General features: G+C 62.4%; 12 protein-coding genes. 1 reads left to right on the top strand and 11 read right to left on the bottom strand.

The window, feature by feature from the left end:
- Positions 1–43: 43 nt before the first annotated feature.
- The 11 genes from ACE4QZ_RS26115 to pilM all read right to left on the bottom strand — a co-directional run bounded on the left by ACE4QZ_RS26115 (position 44) and on the right by pilM (position 15,069).
- Positions 44–403: a YgiW/YdeI family stress tolerance OB fold protein gene (locus ACE4QZ_RS26115; protein WP_021783682.1), complete on the bottom strand. Its 360-nt coding sequence runs from the start codon at positions 401–403 to the stop codon at positions 44–46.
- 116 nt (positions 404–519) lie between these two features.
- The gene (hemE, locus tag ACE4QZ_RS26120; protein WP_021783681.1) at positions 520–1,584 is read right to left on the bottom strand and encodes a uroporphyrinogen decarboxylase; all 1,065 of its coding nucleotides are present in this window, start codon (positions 1,582–1,584) and stop codon (positions 520–522) included.
- A 194-nt stretch (positions 1,585–1,778) separates the two neighbouring features.
- Entirely contained in the window at positions 1,779–3,197 is a 1,419-nt protein-coding gene (locus ACE4QZ_RS26125) for an FAD-dependent oxidoreductase (protein ID WP_003249156.1), read from the bottom strand.
- Between the two features lie 123 nt (positions 3,198–3,320).
- Positions 3,321–7,766 (bottom strand): glutamate synthase large subunit, encoded by a 4,446-nt coding sequence (gene gltB / locus ACE4QZ_RS26130; protein WP_021783680.1) that lies wholly within the window; start codon positions 7,764–7,766, stop codon positions 3,321–3,323.
- Between the two features lie 373 nt (positions 7,767–8,139).
- On the bottom strand, positions 8,140–9,723 hold the full coding sequence (locus ACE4QZ_RS26135; RefSeq protein ID WP_021783679.1) for an SPOR domain-containing protein: 1,584 nt from the start codon (positions 9,721–9,723) through the stop codon (positions 8,140–8,142).
- Positions 9,724–9,738: 15 nt separating this feature from the next.
- Positions 9,739–10,836: a 3-dehydroquinate synthase gene (gene aroB / locus ACE4QZ_RS26140; protein WP_003249149.1), complete on the bottom strand. Its 1,098-nt coding sequence runs from the start codon at positions 10,834–10,836 to the stop codon at positions 9,739–9,741.
- Between the two features lie 96 nt (positions 10,837–10,932).
- Positions 10,933–11,451 carry a shikimate kinase AroK gene (aroK, locus tag ACE4QZ_RS26145; protein WP_010955625.1) on the bottom strand — a complete coding sequence of 173 codons (519 nt, stop codon included), beginning with the start codon at positions 11,449–11,451 and terminating at the stop codon, positions 10,933–10,935.
- A gap of 4 nt (positions 11,452–11,455) precedes the next feature.
- The gene (locus ACE4QZ_RS26150) at positions 11,456–12,718 is read right to left on the bottom strand and encodes a type IV pilus secretin PilQ (RefSeq protein WP_279934636.1); all 1,263 of its coding nucleotides are present in this window, start codon (positions 12,716–12,718) and stop codon (positions 11,456–11,458) included.
- Entirely contained in the window at positions 12,642–13,643 is a 1,002-nt protein-coding gene (locus ACE4QZ_RS26155; protein WP_275966802.1) for a pilus assembly protein PilP, read from the bottom strand. Before ACE4QZ_RS26155 ends, ACE4QZ_RS26150 begins: the two co-directional genes overlap by 77 nt.
- An 11-nt stretch (positions 13,644–13,654) precedes the next feature.
- The gene (locus ACE4QZ_RS26160) at positions 13,655–14,191 is read right to left on the bottom strand and encodes a PilN domain-containing protein (RefSeq protein WP_021783676.1); all 537 of its coding nucleotides are present in this window, start codon (positions 14,189–14,191) and stop codon (positions 13,655–13,657) included.
- Positions 14,188–15,069, bottom strand: coding sequence for a type IV pilus biogenesis protein PilM (gene pilM / locus ACE4QZ_RS26165; protein ID WP_101196374.1), 882 nt, complete (start codon positions 15,067–15,069; stop codon positions 14,188–14,190). The genes ACE4QZ_RS26160 and pilM overlap by 4 nt, the downstream gene beginning before the upstream one ends.
- Positions 15,070–15,275: 206 nt before the next feature.
- Here pilM and ACE4QZ_RS26170 point away from each other — a divergent pair, with 206 nt between their 5' ends.
- On the top strand, positions 15,276–17,726 hold the full coding sequence (locus ACE4QZ_RS26170) for a penicillin-binding protein 1A (protein ID WP_373939455.1): 2,451 nt from the start codon (positions 15,276–15,278) through the stop codon (positions 17,724–17,726).
- Positions 17,727–17,762: the final 36 nt, after the last annotated feature.

The raw sequence follows: 17,762 nt of genomic DNA on the forward strand, positions 1-17,762 counted from the left end.
CGCCAGGGATCAATATGTAGGAATTAGCTCGTTACACGCGCTGCTATCGCCCAACCGGGGTGAGGAGTTCGACAACATCTACATCGACCTCCCTGCTCATCAGGTGCTTCTCCACCTCACCAGTCAGTTTGACCTTGGTTTTTTCGTTGAACGGTGTCTGCGGGAGATCTTCATCGTCAATTTCGACGGTTATGGTGCCCGTGTCATCCTTGAACTCGTACTTGTCGTCGTTATTGATCTTTTTGGTCACGAACCCCTGCAGCACCACCGGAGTATCATCGGCGGCATCATTGGCAGCAGCCACGGTGGAAACTGGCTGGGCACCAGGGCCCGTATAGCTGCCAGCAAGGGCAGCGGTACTGAACAGCGGGACGAGGATCAGTGCGAGATAATGGGTTTTCATGAGGATCGGGTCCTGTTTCGGTTTCGATGGGACCAGATTAACGACGATCGCTGAATTAAAACTTAATGCACAAAAAACCCGGCATCGAAGCCGGGTTTACTGAGCAGTGCATCAAGTCACTGGTGGTACTGCGCCGACAGCTCGTGCACAGCATTGATGAACACACCGGCATGCTCCGGATCGACTTCCGGGGTAATACCATGACCAAGGTTGAACACATGGCCAGTGCCGTGGCCATAACTGGCCAGGATGCGCGCCACTTCCTTGCGAATGGCTTCAGGCTTGGCGTACAGCACGGTCGGGTCCATGTTGCCTTGCAGCGCCACCTTGTCACCCACACGGCGACGGGCGTCGCCGATCTCGCAGGTCCAGTCCAGGCCCAGCGCGTCGGCGCCGGCTTCGGCAATGCTTTCCAGCCACAAGCCGCCGTTCTTGGTGAACAGGATCACCGGCACCTTACGCCCTTCGTGCTCGCGGATCAGGCCGCTGACGATCTTGCGCATGTAGGCCAGTGAGAACTCCTGGTAGGCCGCCGCCGACAGGTTGCCGCCCCAGGTGTCGAAGATCTGCACGGCCTGGGCGCCGGCCAGGATCTGGCCGTTAAGGTAGCTGGTGACCGACTGGGCCAGCTTGTCCAGCAGCATGTGCAGGGCTTGCGGGTTGTCGTAGGCCATGGCCTTGGTCTTGCGGAAGTCTTTCGACGAGCCGCCTTCGACCATGTAGGTGGCCAGGGTCCACGGGCTGCCGGAGAAGCCGATCAGCGGCACACGACCATTGAGCTCACGGCGAATGGTGCTGACCGCGTCCATCACGTAGCCAAGGTCTTTCTGTGGGTCCGGGACTGGCAGCGCTTCGATGTCGGCCGGAGTGCTGATGACCTTCTTGAAACGCGGGCCTTCACCGGTTTCGAAGTACAGGCCCAGGCCCATGGCATCGGGAATGGTGAGGATGTCCGAGAACAGGATCGCCGCGTCCAGCGGGTAGCGGTCCAGCGGCTGCAGGGTGACCTCGCAGGCGAACTGCGGGTTCATGCACAGGCTCATGAAGTCACCGGCCTTGGCGCGGCTGGCGCGGTACTCCGGCAGGTAGCGGCCGGCCTGGCGCATCATCCACACCGGGGTGACGTCTACAGGTTGCTTGAGCAGTGCACGCAGGAAACGATCGTTCTTCAGGGCAGTCATGTCGGCATCCGGAAAAATAGTGCGGGCATTTTCTCAGACACCAGCGCAAAAGGCACGGCCATGGCCATGTGTTTTGTCTATTGGATGCCACAGATCAAGCGTTTTTGTATACAAAAGCTTCGCGGGCATGCCCGCTCCCACAGGTTCTGCGCTCAAACCTGCGGGAGCGAGCATGCCCGCGAATAGGTCGCCAATCAGACTTCGAGGTAGTCGAGGATACCCTCGGCGGCCGTACGCCCTTCGAAGATCGCAGTCACCACCAGGTCCGAACCACGCACCATGTCGCCACCGGCGAACACTTTCGGGTTGCTGGTCTGATGCTTGAACTTACCCTTTTCCGGGGCAACCACACGGCCCTGGCTGTCCAGCTGAATGCCATGCTGCTCAAACCACGGCGCCGGGCTCGGGCGGAAGCCGAAGGCGATCACCACGGCATCTGCCGGCAGGATCTCTTCGGAGCCCGGGATGGGCTCAGGGCTGCGGCGGCCACGGGCATCAGGCTCGCCCAGGCGGGTCTCGACCACTTTGACGCCTTCGACCTTGTCCTCACCCACAATGGCAATGGGCTGGCGGTTGTAGAGGAACTTCACGCCCTCTTCCTTGGCGTTCTTCACCTCTTTGCGCGAACCCGGCATGTTGGCTTCGTCACGACGATAAGCACAGGTCACCGCCTTGGCACCCTGACGGATCGAGGTACGGTTGCAGTCCATCGCGGTGTCACCACCGCCCAGCACCACCACTTTCTTACCCTGCATGTCGACGAAGTCTTCCGGCGACTTCTCGAAGCCCAGGTTGCGGTTGACGTTGGCGATCAGGAAGTCCAGTGCGTCATGCACGCCCGGCAGGTCCTCGCCCGGGAAGCCGCCCTTCATGTAGGTGTAGGTACCCATGCCCATGAACACTGCATCGTACTCGGCGAGCAGCTGTTCCATGGTCACGTCCTTGCCCACCTCGGTGTTCAGGCGGAACTCGATACCCATGCCGGTGAAGACTTCGCGGCGGTTGCTGAGCACGGTCTTTTCCAGCTTGAACTCGGGGATGCCAAAGGTCAGCAGGCCGCCGATTTCCGGGTTCTTGTCGAACACCACCGGGGTTACCCCAGCGCGCACCAGGACGTCGGCGCAGCCCAGGCCCGCCGGGCCGGCGCCGATGATGGCGACGCGTTTACCGGTTGGCTTGACCTTGGACATGTCCGGGCGCCAGCCCATGGCGAAGGCGGTGTCGGTGATGTACTTCTCCACCGAGCCGATGGTCACCGCGCCAAAGCCGTCGTTCAAGGTGCAGGCACCCTCGCACAGGCGGTCTTGCGGGCAAACACGGCCGCATACTTCGGGCAGGGTGTTGGTCTGGTGCGACAGTTCCGCCGCGGCCAGGATGTTGCCTTCGGAGACCAGCTTCAACCAGTTGGGGATGAAGTTGTGTACCGGGCACTTCCACTCGCAATACGGGTTACCGCAGCCCAGGCAGCGGTGCGCCTGCTCTACGGACTGCTGCGGCTTGAACGGTTCGTAGATTTCCACGAACTCCTTCTTGCGCTGGCGCAGCAGCTTTTTTTTCGGGTCCTTTCGGCCCACTTCGATGAACTGGAAGTCATTGTTCAGACGTTCAGCCATTTTTCAAAACCTCTTTACAGCAGCTGCAAGCTACAAGCTGCAAGCCGCAAGACGATCACTTAAGCCGGGCAAACCTCGTACTGCCATTACTTGCAGCTTGAGGCTTGCCACTTGCAGCTGTTTTTACTGCGGGTTGGCACGGGTGCTGGACAACAGCTGCTTCAGGTTGGCTGCCTTCGGCTTGACCAGCCAGAAGCGCCGCACGTAGTCGTCCAGGTTCTCCGAGAGCTCACGCCCCCACTCACTGCCGGTCTCATCCACATACTCGGCAAGGACACGCGCCAGGTGGCTACGGTAGGCCTCCATCGCTTCGCCACTGATACGCTGGATTTCCACCAGCTCGTGGTTGAGCTTGTCGACGAAGCTATTGTCCATGTCGAGCACGTAGGCAAAGCCGCCAGTCATGCCAGAACCGAAGTTGTAACCGGTCTTGCCCAGAACGCAGACAAAGCCGCCGGTCATGTATTCACAGCAGTGATCGCCAGTGCCCTCGACAACAGCATGGGCGCCGGAGTTACGTACAGCGAAGCGCTCGCCCGCAGTACCTGCGGCAAACAGCTTGCCGCCAGTGGCACCGTACAGGCAGGTGTTGCCAACGATGGCGCTGTGCTGGGTTTCGAACGGGCTGCCGGCTGGCGGCACGATGGTGACCTTGCCACCGGTCATGCCTTTGCCGACGTAATCGTTGGCGTCGCCTTCCAGGTGCAGGTTCAGGCCACCAGCGTTCCACACGCCAAAGCTCTGGCCCGCAGTCCCCTTGAAGCGGAAGGTGATCGGCGCCGCAGCCATGCCTTGGTTGCCGTGCAGGCGGGCGATTTCGCCCGACACACGCGCACCGATGGAGCGGTCGCAGTTGCAGATGTCGAGGCTGAACTCGCCACCCGCCTGGTCGCGGATGGCCGGCATGGCCATATCAACCATCTTCTCGGCCAGCTCGCCCAGGTCGAACGGCGGGTTCTTGTCGACTTCGCAGAACTGCGGTTTGTCCGCCGGAATGTGCGAGCTGCCCAGCAGCGGCGACAGGTCCAGGTACTGCTGGCGCTCGGTGTCACCTGGCAGCACATCGAGCAGGTCGGTACGGCCGATAAGTTCACCAAGGCTGCGCACGCCCAGCTTGGCCAACCACTCGCGGGTTTCTTCGGCGACGAAGGTGAAGAAGTTGATCACCATGTCGACGGTGCCGATGTAGTGGTCCTTGCGCAGCTTGTCGTTCTGGGTGGCCACGCCGGTGGCGCAGTTGTTCAGGTGGCAGATGCGCAGGTACTTGCAGCCCAGGGCAATCATTGGCGCGGTACCAAAGCCGAAGCTTTCGGCACCGAGGATGGCCGCCTTGATCACGTCCAGGCCGGTTTTCAGGCCGCCGTCGGTCTGCACCCGCACCTTGCCGCGCAGGTCGTTGCCGCGCAGGGTCTGGTGAGTTTCCGCCAGGCCCAGCTCCCAAGGGGCGCCGGCGTATTTGATCGAGGTCAGCGGCGAAGCACCGGTACCACCGTCGTAACCGGAGATGGTGATCAGGTCGGCATAGGCCTTGGCCACACCAGCGGCGATGGTGCCCACGCCCGCTTCGGCTACCAGCTTGACCGATACCAGCGCCTGCGGGTTGACCTGTTTGAGGTCGTAGATCAGCTGCGCCAGATCTTCGATCGAGTAGATGTCGTGGTGTGGAGGTGGCGAGATCAGGGTCACGCCCGGCACCGCATAACGCAGCTTGGCGATCAGGCCGTTGACCTTTCCGCCCGGCAACTGGCCGCCCTCACCGGGCTTGGCGCCCTGGGCAACCTTGATCTGCAACACTTCGGCGTTGACCAGGTACTCCGGAGTCACACCAAAACGGCCGGTGGCCACCTGCTTGATCTTCGAGCTCTTGATGGTGCCATAGCGCGACGGGTCTTCGCCGCCTTCACCAGAGTTGGAGCGCGCGCCCAGGCGGTTCATGGCCTCAGCCAGCGCTTCGTGAGCTTCCGGCGACAGTGCACCCAGCGAGATACCCGCCGAGTCGAAGCGCTTGAGAATCGCCTCCAGCGGCTCGATCTGCTCAAGCGCCAGCGGCTGGTCGGCCACCTTCACTTTGAGCAAGTCACGGATCATCGACACCGGGCGCTGGTCCACCAGCGTGGTGTATTCCTTGAACTTGGCGTAGTCGCCCTGCTGCACGGCGGCTTGCAGGGTGTTGACCACGTCCGGGTTGTAGGCGTGGTATTCGCCACCGTGGACGAACTTCAGCAGGCCGCCTTGCTGGATCGGCTTGCGCGCGCTCCAGGCTTCGGCCGCCAGCAGCTTCTGGTCGTTTTCCAGGTCTTCGAAGCGCGCACCCTTGATGCGGCTGGACACGCCCTTGAAGCTCAGGCCTACCACTTCCTCGGCCAGGCCGATGGCCTCGAACAGCTGTGCACCGCGGTACGAAGCGATGGTGGAGATCCCCATCTTCGACAGGATCTTCAGCAGGCCCTTGGAGATACCCTTGCGGTAGTACTTGAACACTTCATCCAGGTCGCCCAGCACTTCGCCGGTACGAATCAGGTCAGCCAGTACTTCATACGCCAGGTACGGGTAAACGGCCGAGGCACCGAAGCCCAGCAGCACGGCGAAGTGATGCGGATCACGGGCGGTAGCGGTTTCCACCAGGATGTTGCTGTCGCAACGCAGGCCCTTTTCGGTCAGGCGGTGGTGCACGGCACCCACGGCCAGCGAAGCGTGCACCGGCAGCTTGCCCGGGGCAATATAACGGTCGCTCAGCACCAGCTGGGTCTTGCCCCCACGCACAGCTTCTTCGGCCTGGTCGGCAATGTTGCGGATGGCTGCTTCCAGGCCGACGCTTTGCTCATAGTTGAGGTCGATCAGCTGGCGGTCGAAGCCTTCGCGCTCCAGGTTCATCAGCGAACGCCACTTGGCAGGCGAGATGACCGGCGAGCTTAGGATTACCCGCGAAGCGTGCTCCGGGGACTCCTGGAAGATGTTGCGCTCGGCACCCAGGCAGATTTCCAGCGACATCACGATCGCTTCGCGCAGCGGGTCGATCGGCGGGTTGGTCACCTGAGCGAACTGCTGGCGGAAGAAGTCGTATGGCGAACGCACGCGCTGCGACAGCACGGCCATCGGCGTGTCGTCACCCATCGAACCAACGGCTTCCTGGCCCTGCTCACCCAACGGGCGCAGCACCTGGTCACGCTCTTCGAAGGTAACCTGGAACATCTTCATGTATTGCTTGAGCTGGTCAGCGTCGTAGCTGGCCACGCCCTGGTCGTCGGTCAGTGTCGCCTGGATACGCGTAGCGTGCTGACGCAACCAGCGCTTGTATGGGTGCCGCGACTTCAGGCGGTTGTCGATGGCGTCGGTGTCGAGAATCTGGCCGGTTTCGGTGTCCACGGCAAGGATCTGGCCCGGGCCGACACGGCCCTTGGCCAGCACTTCCTCAGGCTGATAGCCCCATACGCCGATTTCCGAGGCGATGGTGATGTAGCCATTGGTGGTGGTCACCCAGCGCGCCGGGCGCAGACCGTTACGGTCGAGCAGGCACACCGCGTGGCGGCCTTCGGTCATGACGATACCGGCCGGGCCATCCCACGGCTCCATGTGCATGGAGTTGTATTCGTAGAAGGCGCGCAGGTCGGCGTCCATGGTCTCGACGTTCTGCCATGCCGGCGGTACCAGCATGCGCACGCCGCGGAACAGGTCGATGCCACCGGTGACCATCAGTTCCAGCATGTTGTCCATGCTCGACGAGTCGGAACCGACGCGGTTGACCAGCGGGCCGAGCTCTTCGAGGTCGGGGATCTGGTCGTTGGCGAACTTGGTGCGACGAGCCACGGCCCAGTTGCGGTTGCCGGTGATGGTGTTGATCTCGCCGTTGTGGGCGAGGAAGCGGAACGGCTGCGCCAGCGGCCATTTCGGCAAGGTGTTGGTGGAGAAGCGCTGGTGGAACACGCAGATCGCGGTTTGCAGGCGCTCGTCACCCAGGTCTGGGTAAAACGCCGCGAGATCGCGCGGCATCATCAGGCCTTTGTAGATGATGGTCTTGTGCGAGAAGCTGCAGATGTAGTGGTCGGCGTCGTGGGCGTTGGCCACCGACGAACGACGACGGGCGCTGAACAGCTTGATGGCGAACTCCTGGTCGCTCAGGCCTTCACCGCCAATGAACACCTGCTCGATCTGCGGCAGGCGCTCCAGGGCCAGGCGGCCGAGGACGCTGGTGTCGATCGGCACCTTGCGCCAGCCGACCAGTTTCAGGCCGGCGGCGAGGATCTCGCGGTCCATGTTGGCGCGGGCAGCTTCGGCTTTGACCGGGTCCTGGTTGAAGAACACCATGCCGACGGCGTACTGCTTGGGCAGCTCGACAGCGAAGTGCTCCTGGGCCACAGCTCGCAGGAATTGATCGGGCTTCTGCATGAGCAGACCGCAACCGTCACCGGTCTTGCCGTCGGCATTGATGCCGCCGCGGTGGGTCATACACGTCAACGCCTGCATGGCAGTTTGCAGAAGGTGGTGGCTCGGCACGCCCGTCATATGGGCGATCAGGCCAAAACCACAGTTGTCCTTGAATTCTTCGGGATGGTACAGACCTGTTTTCATAGACACATTCTCACCAGGTTCACCTCTCAACGGAGGTAAATCTCTTTTTTAACAACCACTTACCATCCACGCCGATCAAACGCCAGCTTTTTTGCGGTGGTCATGGAAAACCATTGTTGCACAGCGACAGCGATGCCCACAAATTTTCATGTCTCGGCATTGAAAATTTATGTCGCAATTTTGAATGTTTTTGCGCCATGCGCCGTGATAGCGGCTTGACTCGAGTCTGAAGCGTTTCAGCCATGACTGCAACTAGGGGCTTGTGGCCGGCAGTCCGGGACAGAAAAGCCTGCCGCGCTCGGGCGCAGCAGGCTAGTCGAAAGCTAGAATTCGCTTAGCTACTGGGCGGCGGGGTGATGCCGCCCGGAAGGTATCAGCGGGCCGCAGCCAGCTCTTGTTGGACGCTGGCGACGGTACGTGGCCAAGGTTTACCAGCCTGGACCTTCGCTGGCAAGTTCTTGATTGCTGCAACCGCTGCGTCGCGGTTGGCGAAACTGCCGTAAGTCACGACGTACAGGGGTTTGCCCTGCAGGTTTTTCTTGAAGTAGCGATAGTCGCCACCCTGGGCCTTGACGTAAGCCTGGGCCGACGCTTCGGAGCTGGTTCCGAGGATCTGCACCACATAATTGCCCGGCTTCTGTCCAGCATACCAGCCACCGTTGCCAGCGCTGGCGGCGGCAGGCTTTTCGGCAGCTTTGGCGGCCGGTTTGGCCACGGCGACCTGGGTCGGCGCTGGCTTGGCAGGCGCAACCGGCTTGGCGGGCTGGGTTGCAACAGGCTTCGACGCAGGCGCAACCGACTGTACTGGCTGGGCAGGCGCAGGCGCCGGGCCAGCCGGCACACCTTGTGGCGGGGCGATGGTGGTTACGGTCGGTGGCGGGTTGCCAGGCTGCAGCGCGGTGTCGCCAGCCGGGCTTCCCTCTTCACCGTCGCCCATGCCTGCGGCTTGGGCCAGCGGTTCGCGCATCACCGGCTGCGACTGGCCAACCAGTGGCAGCGGCATTGGCTGGGAGGAGCCGGAGAACTCGATGGCAGCGCCCTGCTTGCCGTCACCCAGCGGCAACTGGGCTTGGGCGGCCGGCGCTTCGGCGGGGGCCTTGTCGCCTTTCTTGGGCATCAATACCGCGGCCGCAACGGCAACCACGACCACAGCGGACAGCGCGAGCACATGTTTTTTAGGCATCTTGAACCCCATGGTAGGTCGCTTGGCCGTCGAGCGGCTGGCGATCATCGCTTCGATCAAAGTGTCACGGGCGACCTGGTTGATGTTGCCAGGCCAGCCGTCGGAGTTTTCATGGATATCGGCGATCTGTTCACGGCTGAACACCTCAATGCCCCGGCCAGCCCCTTCCAGGCGCTGCTCCAGGTACTCGCGGGTCTCTTCTTCACTGTAGGGCGCAAGCTCGATGATGTGGAAACGTTCTTCCTCGACATTGAGCTCGTCCAGCCCGGCAATCAGCGATGGCTCACCGAACAGAAACACGTGCGGACGCCCCTCAGGTACCCCCGCCGCCAATTCCAGCAACGCTTGGAGTGCCGACTCGTCGAGTTGTTCCGCATCGTCCACCAGCAAATACACTTCCTGCCCGGTCAGTGCCAGCTGCACCACCTTCGACAGGATCGCCTGTACCTCGGGCTGGGCCACACCCAGCTCCTGCGCGACCTGCGCGAGCATACTGGAGGCATCGCTGGCGCTGCGGGCCGACACCACCACACTTTGCACAGCCTGCTTGTTGGTGCTGGCCACCAGGGCCTGGCGCAACAGCGACTTGCCGCTGCCCAATGGGCCACTGACCACCAGCATCAACTGGCTATAGCGCGCCAGGTGGTGCAGTTGGCCAAGCACAGGCTTGCGCTGGGCCGGGAAGAACTTGAAGCCAGGTACGCGGGGCGCGAACGGATCATGGCTCAACTGGTAATGGTCGAGAAAGGCCTCATCGGCATGCAAACTTGTCATTGCGCTGTCACAACCTCAAAGCTGGGCCACGATCGCGCGGTAATCCGCCGACAGCGTGGCCTGAAGAATCTCTTTCGAATAGTCGTCGGTCACCACGGCCTCGCCCATCTGGCGCAGCAGCACCAGACGCAAACGACCGTCGAGCACCTTCTTGTCGACCGCCATGTGCTCCATGAAATGCGCCGGGGTCATTTCCTGTGGTGGCACCACCGGCAAACCTGCGTCCTGCAACAGGCGGATCCCACGATCGCGCTCAGCCTGGTCGATCCAGCCAAGGCGCATGGACATTTCCAGGGCCATCACGGTGCCCGCCGCCACGGCTTCGCCGTGCAGCCACACGCCATAGCCCATGTGGGTTTCGATAGCATGCCCGAAGGTATGCCCCAGGTTCAGCGTGGCCCGTACGCCAGACTCGCGCTCGTCGGCGCCCACCACTGCGGCCTTGGCCGCGCAAGAGCGGCGGATGGCCTCGGTCAGGGCTGCCGAATCGAGGGCACGCAGTGCCTGCATATTGTCTTCGAGCCAGGCGAGGAACGGCTTGTCGCAAATCAGGCCGTACTTGATCACTTCGGCCAGGCCTGCAGACAGCTCGCGCGCTGGCAGGGTCTTGAGGCTGGTGGTATCGATCAGCACCGCATTGGGCTGGTAGAAGGCACCGACCATGTTCTTGCCCAGCGGATGATTGATGCCGGTCTTGCCACCCACGGAAGAGTCGACCTGGGACAACAGGGTCGTTGGCACCTGGATAAAGTCGACGCCGCGCTGGTAGCAGGCGGCAGCGAAGCCAGCCATGTCACCAATCACGCCACCGCCCAGAGCGACCACCGTAGTACGACGATCATGGCGGGCTGTCAGCAGGCCATCGAAGATCAGCTGCAATGTTTCCCAGTTCTTGTGGGCTTCACCATCGGGCAACACCACTGGCAGTACCGAGTAGGCACCGAGGGCCTTGCTCAGGCGTTCGAGATACAGCGGCGCGACGGTCTCGTTGGAAACGATGGCAACCTGCCGACCCGCGATGTGCGGTGCCAGCAGCTCGGGCTGGTCCAGCAGGCCTTCGCCAATGTAGATCGGGTAGCTACGCTCGCCCAGGTCGACCTTTAGTGTCTGCATGTATCCCCACAATGTACTTGGGCGCGGCGCCATCCGGCGACCTGCGCGGTAACGTTGAGCCTCGCCTCGGCGCTGGTGGCCGAGAATAGTCCCGGGTTAACGGGGCGGCAACTGCTGCAAGCGCTCGAGAATATCGATCACCACCATGCGTGGTGGCCGCTCGTCGGTTTCAACCACCAGGTCGGCGATCTCGCGGTAGAGCGGGTCGCGGGTTTCCAGCAAGGTGCGCAAGGTCGCCTCGGGGTTGGCCGTGCGCAGCAGCGGGCGGTTGCGGTCGCGCGCGGTGCGGCCGACTTGCTGTTCGACCGAAGCATGCAGGTAGATCACCCGGCCACCCTGATGCAGCGCCTGGCGGTTGGCTTCGCGCATTACCGCGCCACCGCCGGTGGCCAGGACCACACCGTCGAGCGCGCACAGCTCGGCGATCATCGCTTGCTCGCGATCACGAAAACCCGGCTCGCCTTCCTTGTCGAATATCCACGGGATGTTTGCGCCGCATCGCAGTTCGATTTCCTTGTCGGAATCCTTGAACAGCAGGCGCAGCTCTTTGGCCAACAGGCGTCCGATGGTGCTTTTACCAGCGCCCATGGGCCCCACAAGTATCAAATTTCGCACAGAATCAACGACTCACAGCAATCGCCTGGTCACTCATGATACGCGGAGTCAGGAAGACCAGCAGCTCGGATTTTTTCTCTTGTAATGCATCGCGTCGAAACAGCCGCCCAACATACGGCAGATCGCCGAAAAATGGCACCTTGTCGACCACATTGTTTTGCGAAGTCGAGTAGACGCCACCGATCACGATCGTTTCGCCGTCCGCCACTCGCACCTTGGCATTGACCTCGTTCTTGCGTATCGGCGGTACGTTGTTCAAGGCATTGACGTAATCCGGCTCGTCCTTGGTCACCCTGACGGTCATGATCACCTTGTTGTCCGGGGTGATCTGTGGCGTTACTTCCAGCGACAGCGAGGCTTCGCGAAACGATACCGAGGTAGCGCCGCTTTGGCTCGTTTCCTGGTAAGGCACCTCGGTACCCTTGAGGATCCTCGCCGTTTCCTTGTCAGCCGTGACCACCTTGGGCTGCGAAATGATCTCGCCGTTGCCGCTTTTCTCCATGGCACTGAGCTCCAGGTCCAGCAATACGTCACCGCGCAACAAACCAAGGCCGATACTGCTGCCGGCACGCTCCAAGCCGAGGTCGACGAACAGTTCCTTGCCGGGCCGCAACTTCTCGCCGTACAGCGGCCCGCCCCAGCGCACCCCCAGGCTTTTCTCATAATCGACGTTGGCCTCGACGATACGCGCCTCGATCGCTACCTGGCGCACCGGCACATCCAGCTGCGCCACCAGCTGGCGCAACTCGGCCAGGCGTTCAGCGGGCAGATACACCACCAGCGTATTGGTGCGCTCATCGACACTCAGGCTACCCGTGGAGATGCCGTCACCCTCCAGACTTGCCTGCAGCAACTGCGCCAAATCGGCGGCCTTGGCGTGGTGAATGGGCAGCAGCTCCCGACGCAATGGCTGCAGGTGCGCATCCAGCAACTGACTCACCCGGGCATCTGCTGATTGCGCGGCAAACTCGGCTGCAGGCGCCACCAACAGCACATTACCCTCCTGGCGCCGGGACAGGCCCTTGCTGCGCAGCACCAGGTCAAGCGCCTGATCCCACGGCACGTCCTGCAAACGCAAAGTGACACTGCCTTGTACTGCATCGCTGGCGACCAGGTTGACGCCGGCGTAGTCAGCCAGCACCTGCAGCACCGCACGCACCTCTACATCCTGAAAGTTCAGCGACAGGGGTTCACCCTGGTAAGGCGTCGCCGAAGCCAGCGGGATCGACAGCAGGGTTGCCAGCAGGTATTTCATCCACGTTTTCATTCGGGTCCGAGGCCTCCTTGCCCAGGCGCTTGGCGAGGGTGATGAACGCCGTGCGCTCGTGCCATACCCCCGCCATGAAAAGCCGCTCACGCACTTCGACCTGACGTTGGTCTATATGCTTCACTACCCCCTGATCGCGCCCTACCCGGTCCCCCGGGCGCACACGATAGAGCTTGCCTGCCGTCATCAGCAGCGCCTCGCGTGCCGTCCCGCGCGCTAGGCTGCCGACCATTTCCAGCTGCGCCAACGGCACGCCGACCAAGCCGGCACTGGCCACTCGCGCCATAGCAGGGGCAAACGGGTCCACCTCAGGCGCAGCCATTGCGGCTCTTGCCGGCAGGTGCGCCAGCATTGCGGGTGCCTTCATGGGCGTAGCCGCATGATAGGCATCAACCCGCAACCGCAGGCGCAACAGCCCAGGCTGGCGATCAACGGTTGCCAGGCTCATGTCACCGCTGCGCAGAATCCGCGCCTGCCCTAACCATTCGTCCAGCCACAGCCGCAAGGCCGGGTAACGCCCTACCACTTGTACCTCCAGGGGTACCTTGCTGAATCCGGCCTGTTGCTCGCCCTCACTTACATCCAGGCGCTCGACAAGCAACCCATGCGCATGCCCCGACACTGCCAGGCGCTCAAGCAGGTCGCTCATGCTTTCCCCGGCTGCCAGATACCAGTGCGCTTCTTGCAACCGTTGCTCGGCAAGCACCACTAAAGCCTTCAGCCGCTCCAGTTCTGCCAACTGCGATGCACTGGCTGCCTGCAGCTGGCTCAGCTCGACATGCCTGGCCTCCTCCCGCGCCTGCTGCTGTAACAGTGGGGGCAGGCGTATCGCGCAGCCGAGGCCGAACAGCACAATAGCTACGAGCACTGGCGCCAGCCGTCGGAAGCGGCCTGAGCGCTCGACCACCGCCAGCCAAGCGACCATTTGTGCTGTACTCACGACCAAAACGCCGCAACGCGAGCGGTCAGCAAAAACTCATCGCCGTCCGGCAGGCTCTTGATGTGCTTGAGTTCCAGATCGAGCAAAGCGTTCGAGCGGTTCAAGTCGCGCATGAACTGCGCAACCACAGCACCAGACGCAGCCACCCCTGTCATCTGCAAGCGGTCACTATCAAGGCTCAGGTCTAGTAGCTGCACACCTTCAGGCAGCGCCCCTTCAAGGTCGGCGAACACACCGGCCAATACATCCTGATGGGCGCGCAGGCCTTCCAAAGCCACCGCACGGGCAAGTAACGCTTCATGCTGTGCACGTACCTCGGCCAGCGGTTGCACCTGCTCACCCAGTACATCAAGGGTCGCTTGGCGCTGGGTATTGGCCAACACCTGCTGCTGCCCGCGCTGGCGGGCCAGCTGATCAACCAGCATCACGGCGCACAAAGCCAACAGTGCGCCAGCAACCAGCTGGCCTCGAAAGCGCCGCAGCGCCGCCTGACGCTGCCTTTCGCGCCAGGGCAGAAGGTTCAGCCGCATCATGGACGCAACCCTCCCAAGGCCAAGGCGCAGGCCAGGAGCATCGACCCATCAACATGTTCAAGCCCTGCCAGACCAGGCAGGTACGTGCACGGCACATTCAGCCGGCTGCCAAGGCCCTGCAGCCAGTCCGGACTGACCGATGAGCTGCTGACAACCCACAACCGCGCAGGCAGGCCCTGCCCGGCAAGCCAAGCCTGCAGGCGCTCTGGCCATTGCCCGTGCATGTCCGGGCCAGCCGTTTGCAGCTCACAGCGCTGGTAGGCCCTGCCGGGCTGCCAGTCATGAAGGGTTACGCTGCGGGCTTCGACACGCAGCAGTGCTGCTCCCTCAAGGCCGCCCTGTGGCAACATGCGGCACAAGGCAATGTTGTCGACCTCGACGGCTTCCAACTGCAAGCCCGCCTCCTCGACGACGGCTTCGAGTGACGCCAGCGCACTCTGCCGACAGGCGGCAACCATCACCTCGGAGCAACCTGGCTGGGCATGGGAAGCGCCCATGACCTGAAAATCCAGGGCCAGATCTTCCAGCGGGAACGGAAACAGCCGCTCTGCATCGGCAAGCAACTGCGCCTCCAACTGTGCCCCGCCCTGCTGCACAGGCAGATGGCACAACTTGCAAATAACCTGACTGGCCGGCAGCGCCAGTGCTACCCGACGTTGCCTGAGGCCGCTGCGCCGGTATGCTCGCTGCAGCGCAGCCGCCACCACGTCAGGTTCCGCAGCCCAGTCATCGGCCAGCGGCGCCTGAAACAGCTCTTGTGCCGACCCCATCACACGGCAGCGCCGATTGCGCTGTTGCAGTTGCATTATCCGAACGGCGTCGGGCGTAATTTCCACCCCCACGAGTGAACCGGCATCCTTGCCGAAGCGTCCAAGCATCGCGACTCCTTTGCTGTTTGGTGCAGCTGCCAAACGCAACTGCCTGTCGCAACCCCGCGGCAACACTGGGCCGGGGCTACTCATCAAGTCGACGGGTAGCCTGGCCGGTCACCCGGAGAGGCGAAAAATGCTTATAATGCCCAGCGTTTTTTGGTCCACCGGACCTGCGTGCAATCCACTCCCAACCTGGACACCGAAAAGCCTTGATACGTCTGCTGAAGTTCTTCTGGTGGTCTTCCGTCGCAGTCATCTGCGCGCTCGTACTCGGTGTGAGCGGTGCGTTTCTGTATCTTAGCCCCAGCCTGCCCTCGGTCGAGTCCCTCAGAAGCATCCAGTTGCAGATCCCCCTCAGGGTGTACAGCAGCGATGGCAAGCTGATTGCCGAATTCGGCGAAATGCGCCGCTCGCCGATCCGCTTCGCGGATATTCCCCCACAATTCATTCAGGCGCTGCTGTCAGCCGAGGACGACAATTTCCTCAACCATTACGGTGTCGACCCCAGCAGCCTGATGCGCGCCGCGACCCAGCTGGTGAAAACCGGCCATATCCAGACCGGCGGCAGCACCATCACCATGCAGGTGGCGAAGAACTTCTTCCTCACCAGCGAACGCAGCTTCTCACGCAAGACCAACGAAATCCTGCTGGCCCTGCAGATCGAGCGTGAGCTGACCAAGGACGAAATCCTTGAGCTGTACGTGAACAAGATCTACCTGGGCAACCGCGCCTACGGTATCGATGCAGCTGCACAGGTGTACTACGGCAAGTCCATTCGTGACGTGAGCCTGGCGCAGATGGCGATGATCGCCGGCCTGCCCAAGGCACCGTCACGCTTCAACCCGCTGGCCAACCCGGTGCGCGCCAAAGAGCGTCGCGACTGGATCCTCGGACGCATGTACAAGCTGGGCAAGATCGACGAGGCCAGCTACCAGGCCGCCCTGGCCGAGCCGCTCAATGCCAGCTACCACGTGCCGACGCCTGAGGTGAATGCCCCGTACATCGCCGAAATGGCCCGCGCGGAAATGGTCGGCCGCTACGGCAGCGACGCCTACACCGAAGGCTTCCGCGTCACGACCACCGTGCCTAGTGACATGCAGGAAATGGCCAACAAGGCCGTCCTCAAAGGGCTCTCCGACTACGATGAGCGCCACGGCTACCGTGGCCCTGAAGCACGTTTCCCGGGCCGCACCCAGGCAGCCTGGCTGAAGGAGCTGGGCAAGCAACGCACCCTTGGCGGCCTGGAGCCAGCCATTGTCACCCAGGTGGAACAAACCGGCCTCAAGGTGCTGACCCGCGACGGCCAAGAGGCGCAGGTTGCCTGGGACACCATGAAATGGGCGCGTCCGTTCATCAACAACAACGCCCAGGGCCGCACACCGCAATCGCCGGCCGATGTGGCCCAGGTCGGTGACCTGGTACGCCTGCAACGCCTTGAAGATGGCACGTTGAAGTTCAGCCAGGTGCCCGCTGCGCAAAGCGCCCTGGTCACCCTCGACCCGAACAACGGTGCCATCCGCGCCCTGGTTGGCGGTTTCTCGTTCGAGCAGAGCAACTACAACCGCGCCGTGCAGGCCAAGCGCCAACCGGGCTCAAGCTTCAAGCCATTCGTCTACAGCGCCGCGCTGGACAGCGGCTACACCGCTTCCAGCCTCGTCAACGATGCGCCGATCGTGTTCGTTGACGAGTCGGTGGATAAAGTGTGGCGACCGAAGAACGACAACAATACCTTCCTCGGCCCTATCCGCATGCGTGAGGCGCTGTACAAGTCGCGCAACCTGGTGTCGATCCGCCTGCTGCAAGCCATGGGCGTGGATCGCACCATCGACTACATCACCAAGTTCGGCTTCAACAAACAGGACCTGCCGCGCAACCTGTCGCTGGCCTTGGGCACCGCCACCCTGACCCCGATGGAGATCGCCACCGGCTGGAGCACCTTTGCCAACGGTGGCTACAAGATCACCCCGTACCTGATCGACCGCATCGAAAGCCGCAGCGGCGAGACACTGTTCACCGCCAACCCGCCCCGCGTACCACAAGGTGCCGAGGACCAGGCGGGCCTGGCCGCCCCCGAGCAGCCAATCAGCACTGCCGCCATGCCAGGCGAGGCACCTTCTGCTGTCAACCAGGTGGCCGCAGCACCGCAAACGCCAGCAGTGGCCGAACGGATCATCGACGGGCGTACCACCTACATCCTCACCAGCATGCTGCAGGATGTGATCAAGCGCGGCACCGGCCGCCGGGCCCTGGCCTTGGGCCGTACCGACCTGGCGGGCAAGACGGGGACCACAAACGAATCCAAGGACGCCTGGTTCTCCGGTTACAACGCCGATTACGTGACTACCGTTTGGGTCGGCTTCGACCAGCCGGAAACCCTCGGCCGCCGCGAATATGGCGGGACTGCGGCCCTGCCGATCTGGATGAACTTCATGGGCGCGGCGCTCAAGGACAAGCCTGCGCACGCCCCGGCAGAGCCGGAAGGCATTCTCAGCTTGCGCGTCGACCCGATCAGCGGTCGCGCAGCATCGCCGAGCACACCGAATGCCTACTTCGAGCTGTTCAAAGCCGAAGACTCGCCGCCGTCGGTGGACGAACTGGGCAATGGCGTGGCACCGGGCAGCCCGCTGCCAGCCGATGAAGCGACGCCGATGGATCTGTTCTAAGGCAGGGCGCCTGACTCAGGTTTTGCGTGGGCGCGT

The sequence above is a fragment of the Pseudomonas sp. DCA-1 genome, from assembly GCF_046523955.1.
Lineage (GTDB): Bacteria > Pseudomonadota > Gammaproteobacteria > Pseudomonadales > Pseudomonadaceae > Aquipseudomonas > Aquipseudomonas putida_Y.

What these genes read in the sequence shown, in the direction of transcription:
- ACE4QZ_RS26115 (WP_021783682.1), bottom strand. Translation starts at nt 403, where the DNA reads ATGAAAACCCATTATCTCGCACTGATCCTCGTCCCGCTGTTCAGTACC.
- hemE (WP_021783681.1), bottom strand. Translation starts at nt 1,584, where the DNA reads ATGACTGCCCTGAAGAACGATCGTTTCCTGCGTGCACTGCTCAAGCAA.
- ACE4QZ_RS26125 (WP_003249156.1), bottom strand. Translation starts at nt 3,197, where the DNA reads ATGGCTGAACGTCTGAACAATGACTTCCAGTTCATCGAAGTGGGCCGA.
- gltB (WP_021783680.1), bottom strand. Translation starts at nt 7,766, where the DNA reads ATGAAAACAGGTCTGTACCATCCCGAAGAATTCAAGGACAACTGTGGT.
- ACE4QZ_RS26135 (WP_021783679.1), bottom strand. Translation starts at nt 9,723, where the DNA reads ATGACAAGTTTGCATGCCGATGAGGCCTTTCTCGACCATTACCAGTTG.
- aroB (WP_003249149.1), bottom strand. Translation starts at nt 10,836, where the DNA reads ATGCAGACACTAAAGGTCGACCTGGGCGAGCGTAGCTACCCGATCTAC.
- ACE4QZ_RS26150 (WP_279934636.1), bottom strand. Translation starts at nt 12,718, where the DNA reads ATGAAAACGTGGATGAAATACCTGCTGGCAACCCTGCTGTCGATCCCG.
- ACE4QZ_RS26155 (WP_275966802.1), bottom strand. Translation starts at nt 13,643, where the DNA reads ATGGTCGCTTGGCTGGCGGTGGTCGAGCGCTCAGGCCGCTTCCGACGG.
- ACE4QZ_RS26160 (WP_021783676.1), bottom strand. Translation starts at nt 14,191, where the DNA reads ATGATGCGGCTGAACCTTCTGCCCTGGCGCGAAAGGCAGCGTCAGGCG.
- pilM (WP_101196374.1), bottom strand. Translation starts at nt 15,069, where the DNA reads ATGCTTGGACGCTTCGGCAAGGATGCCGGTTCACTCGTGGGGGTGGAA.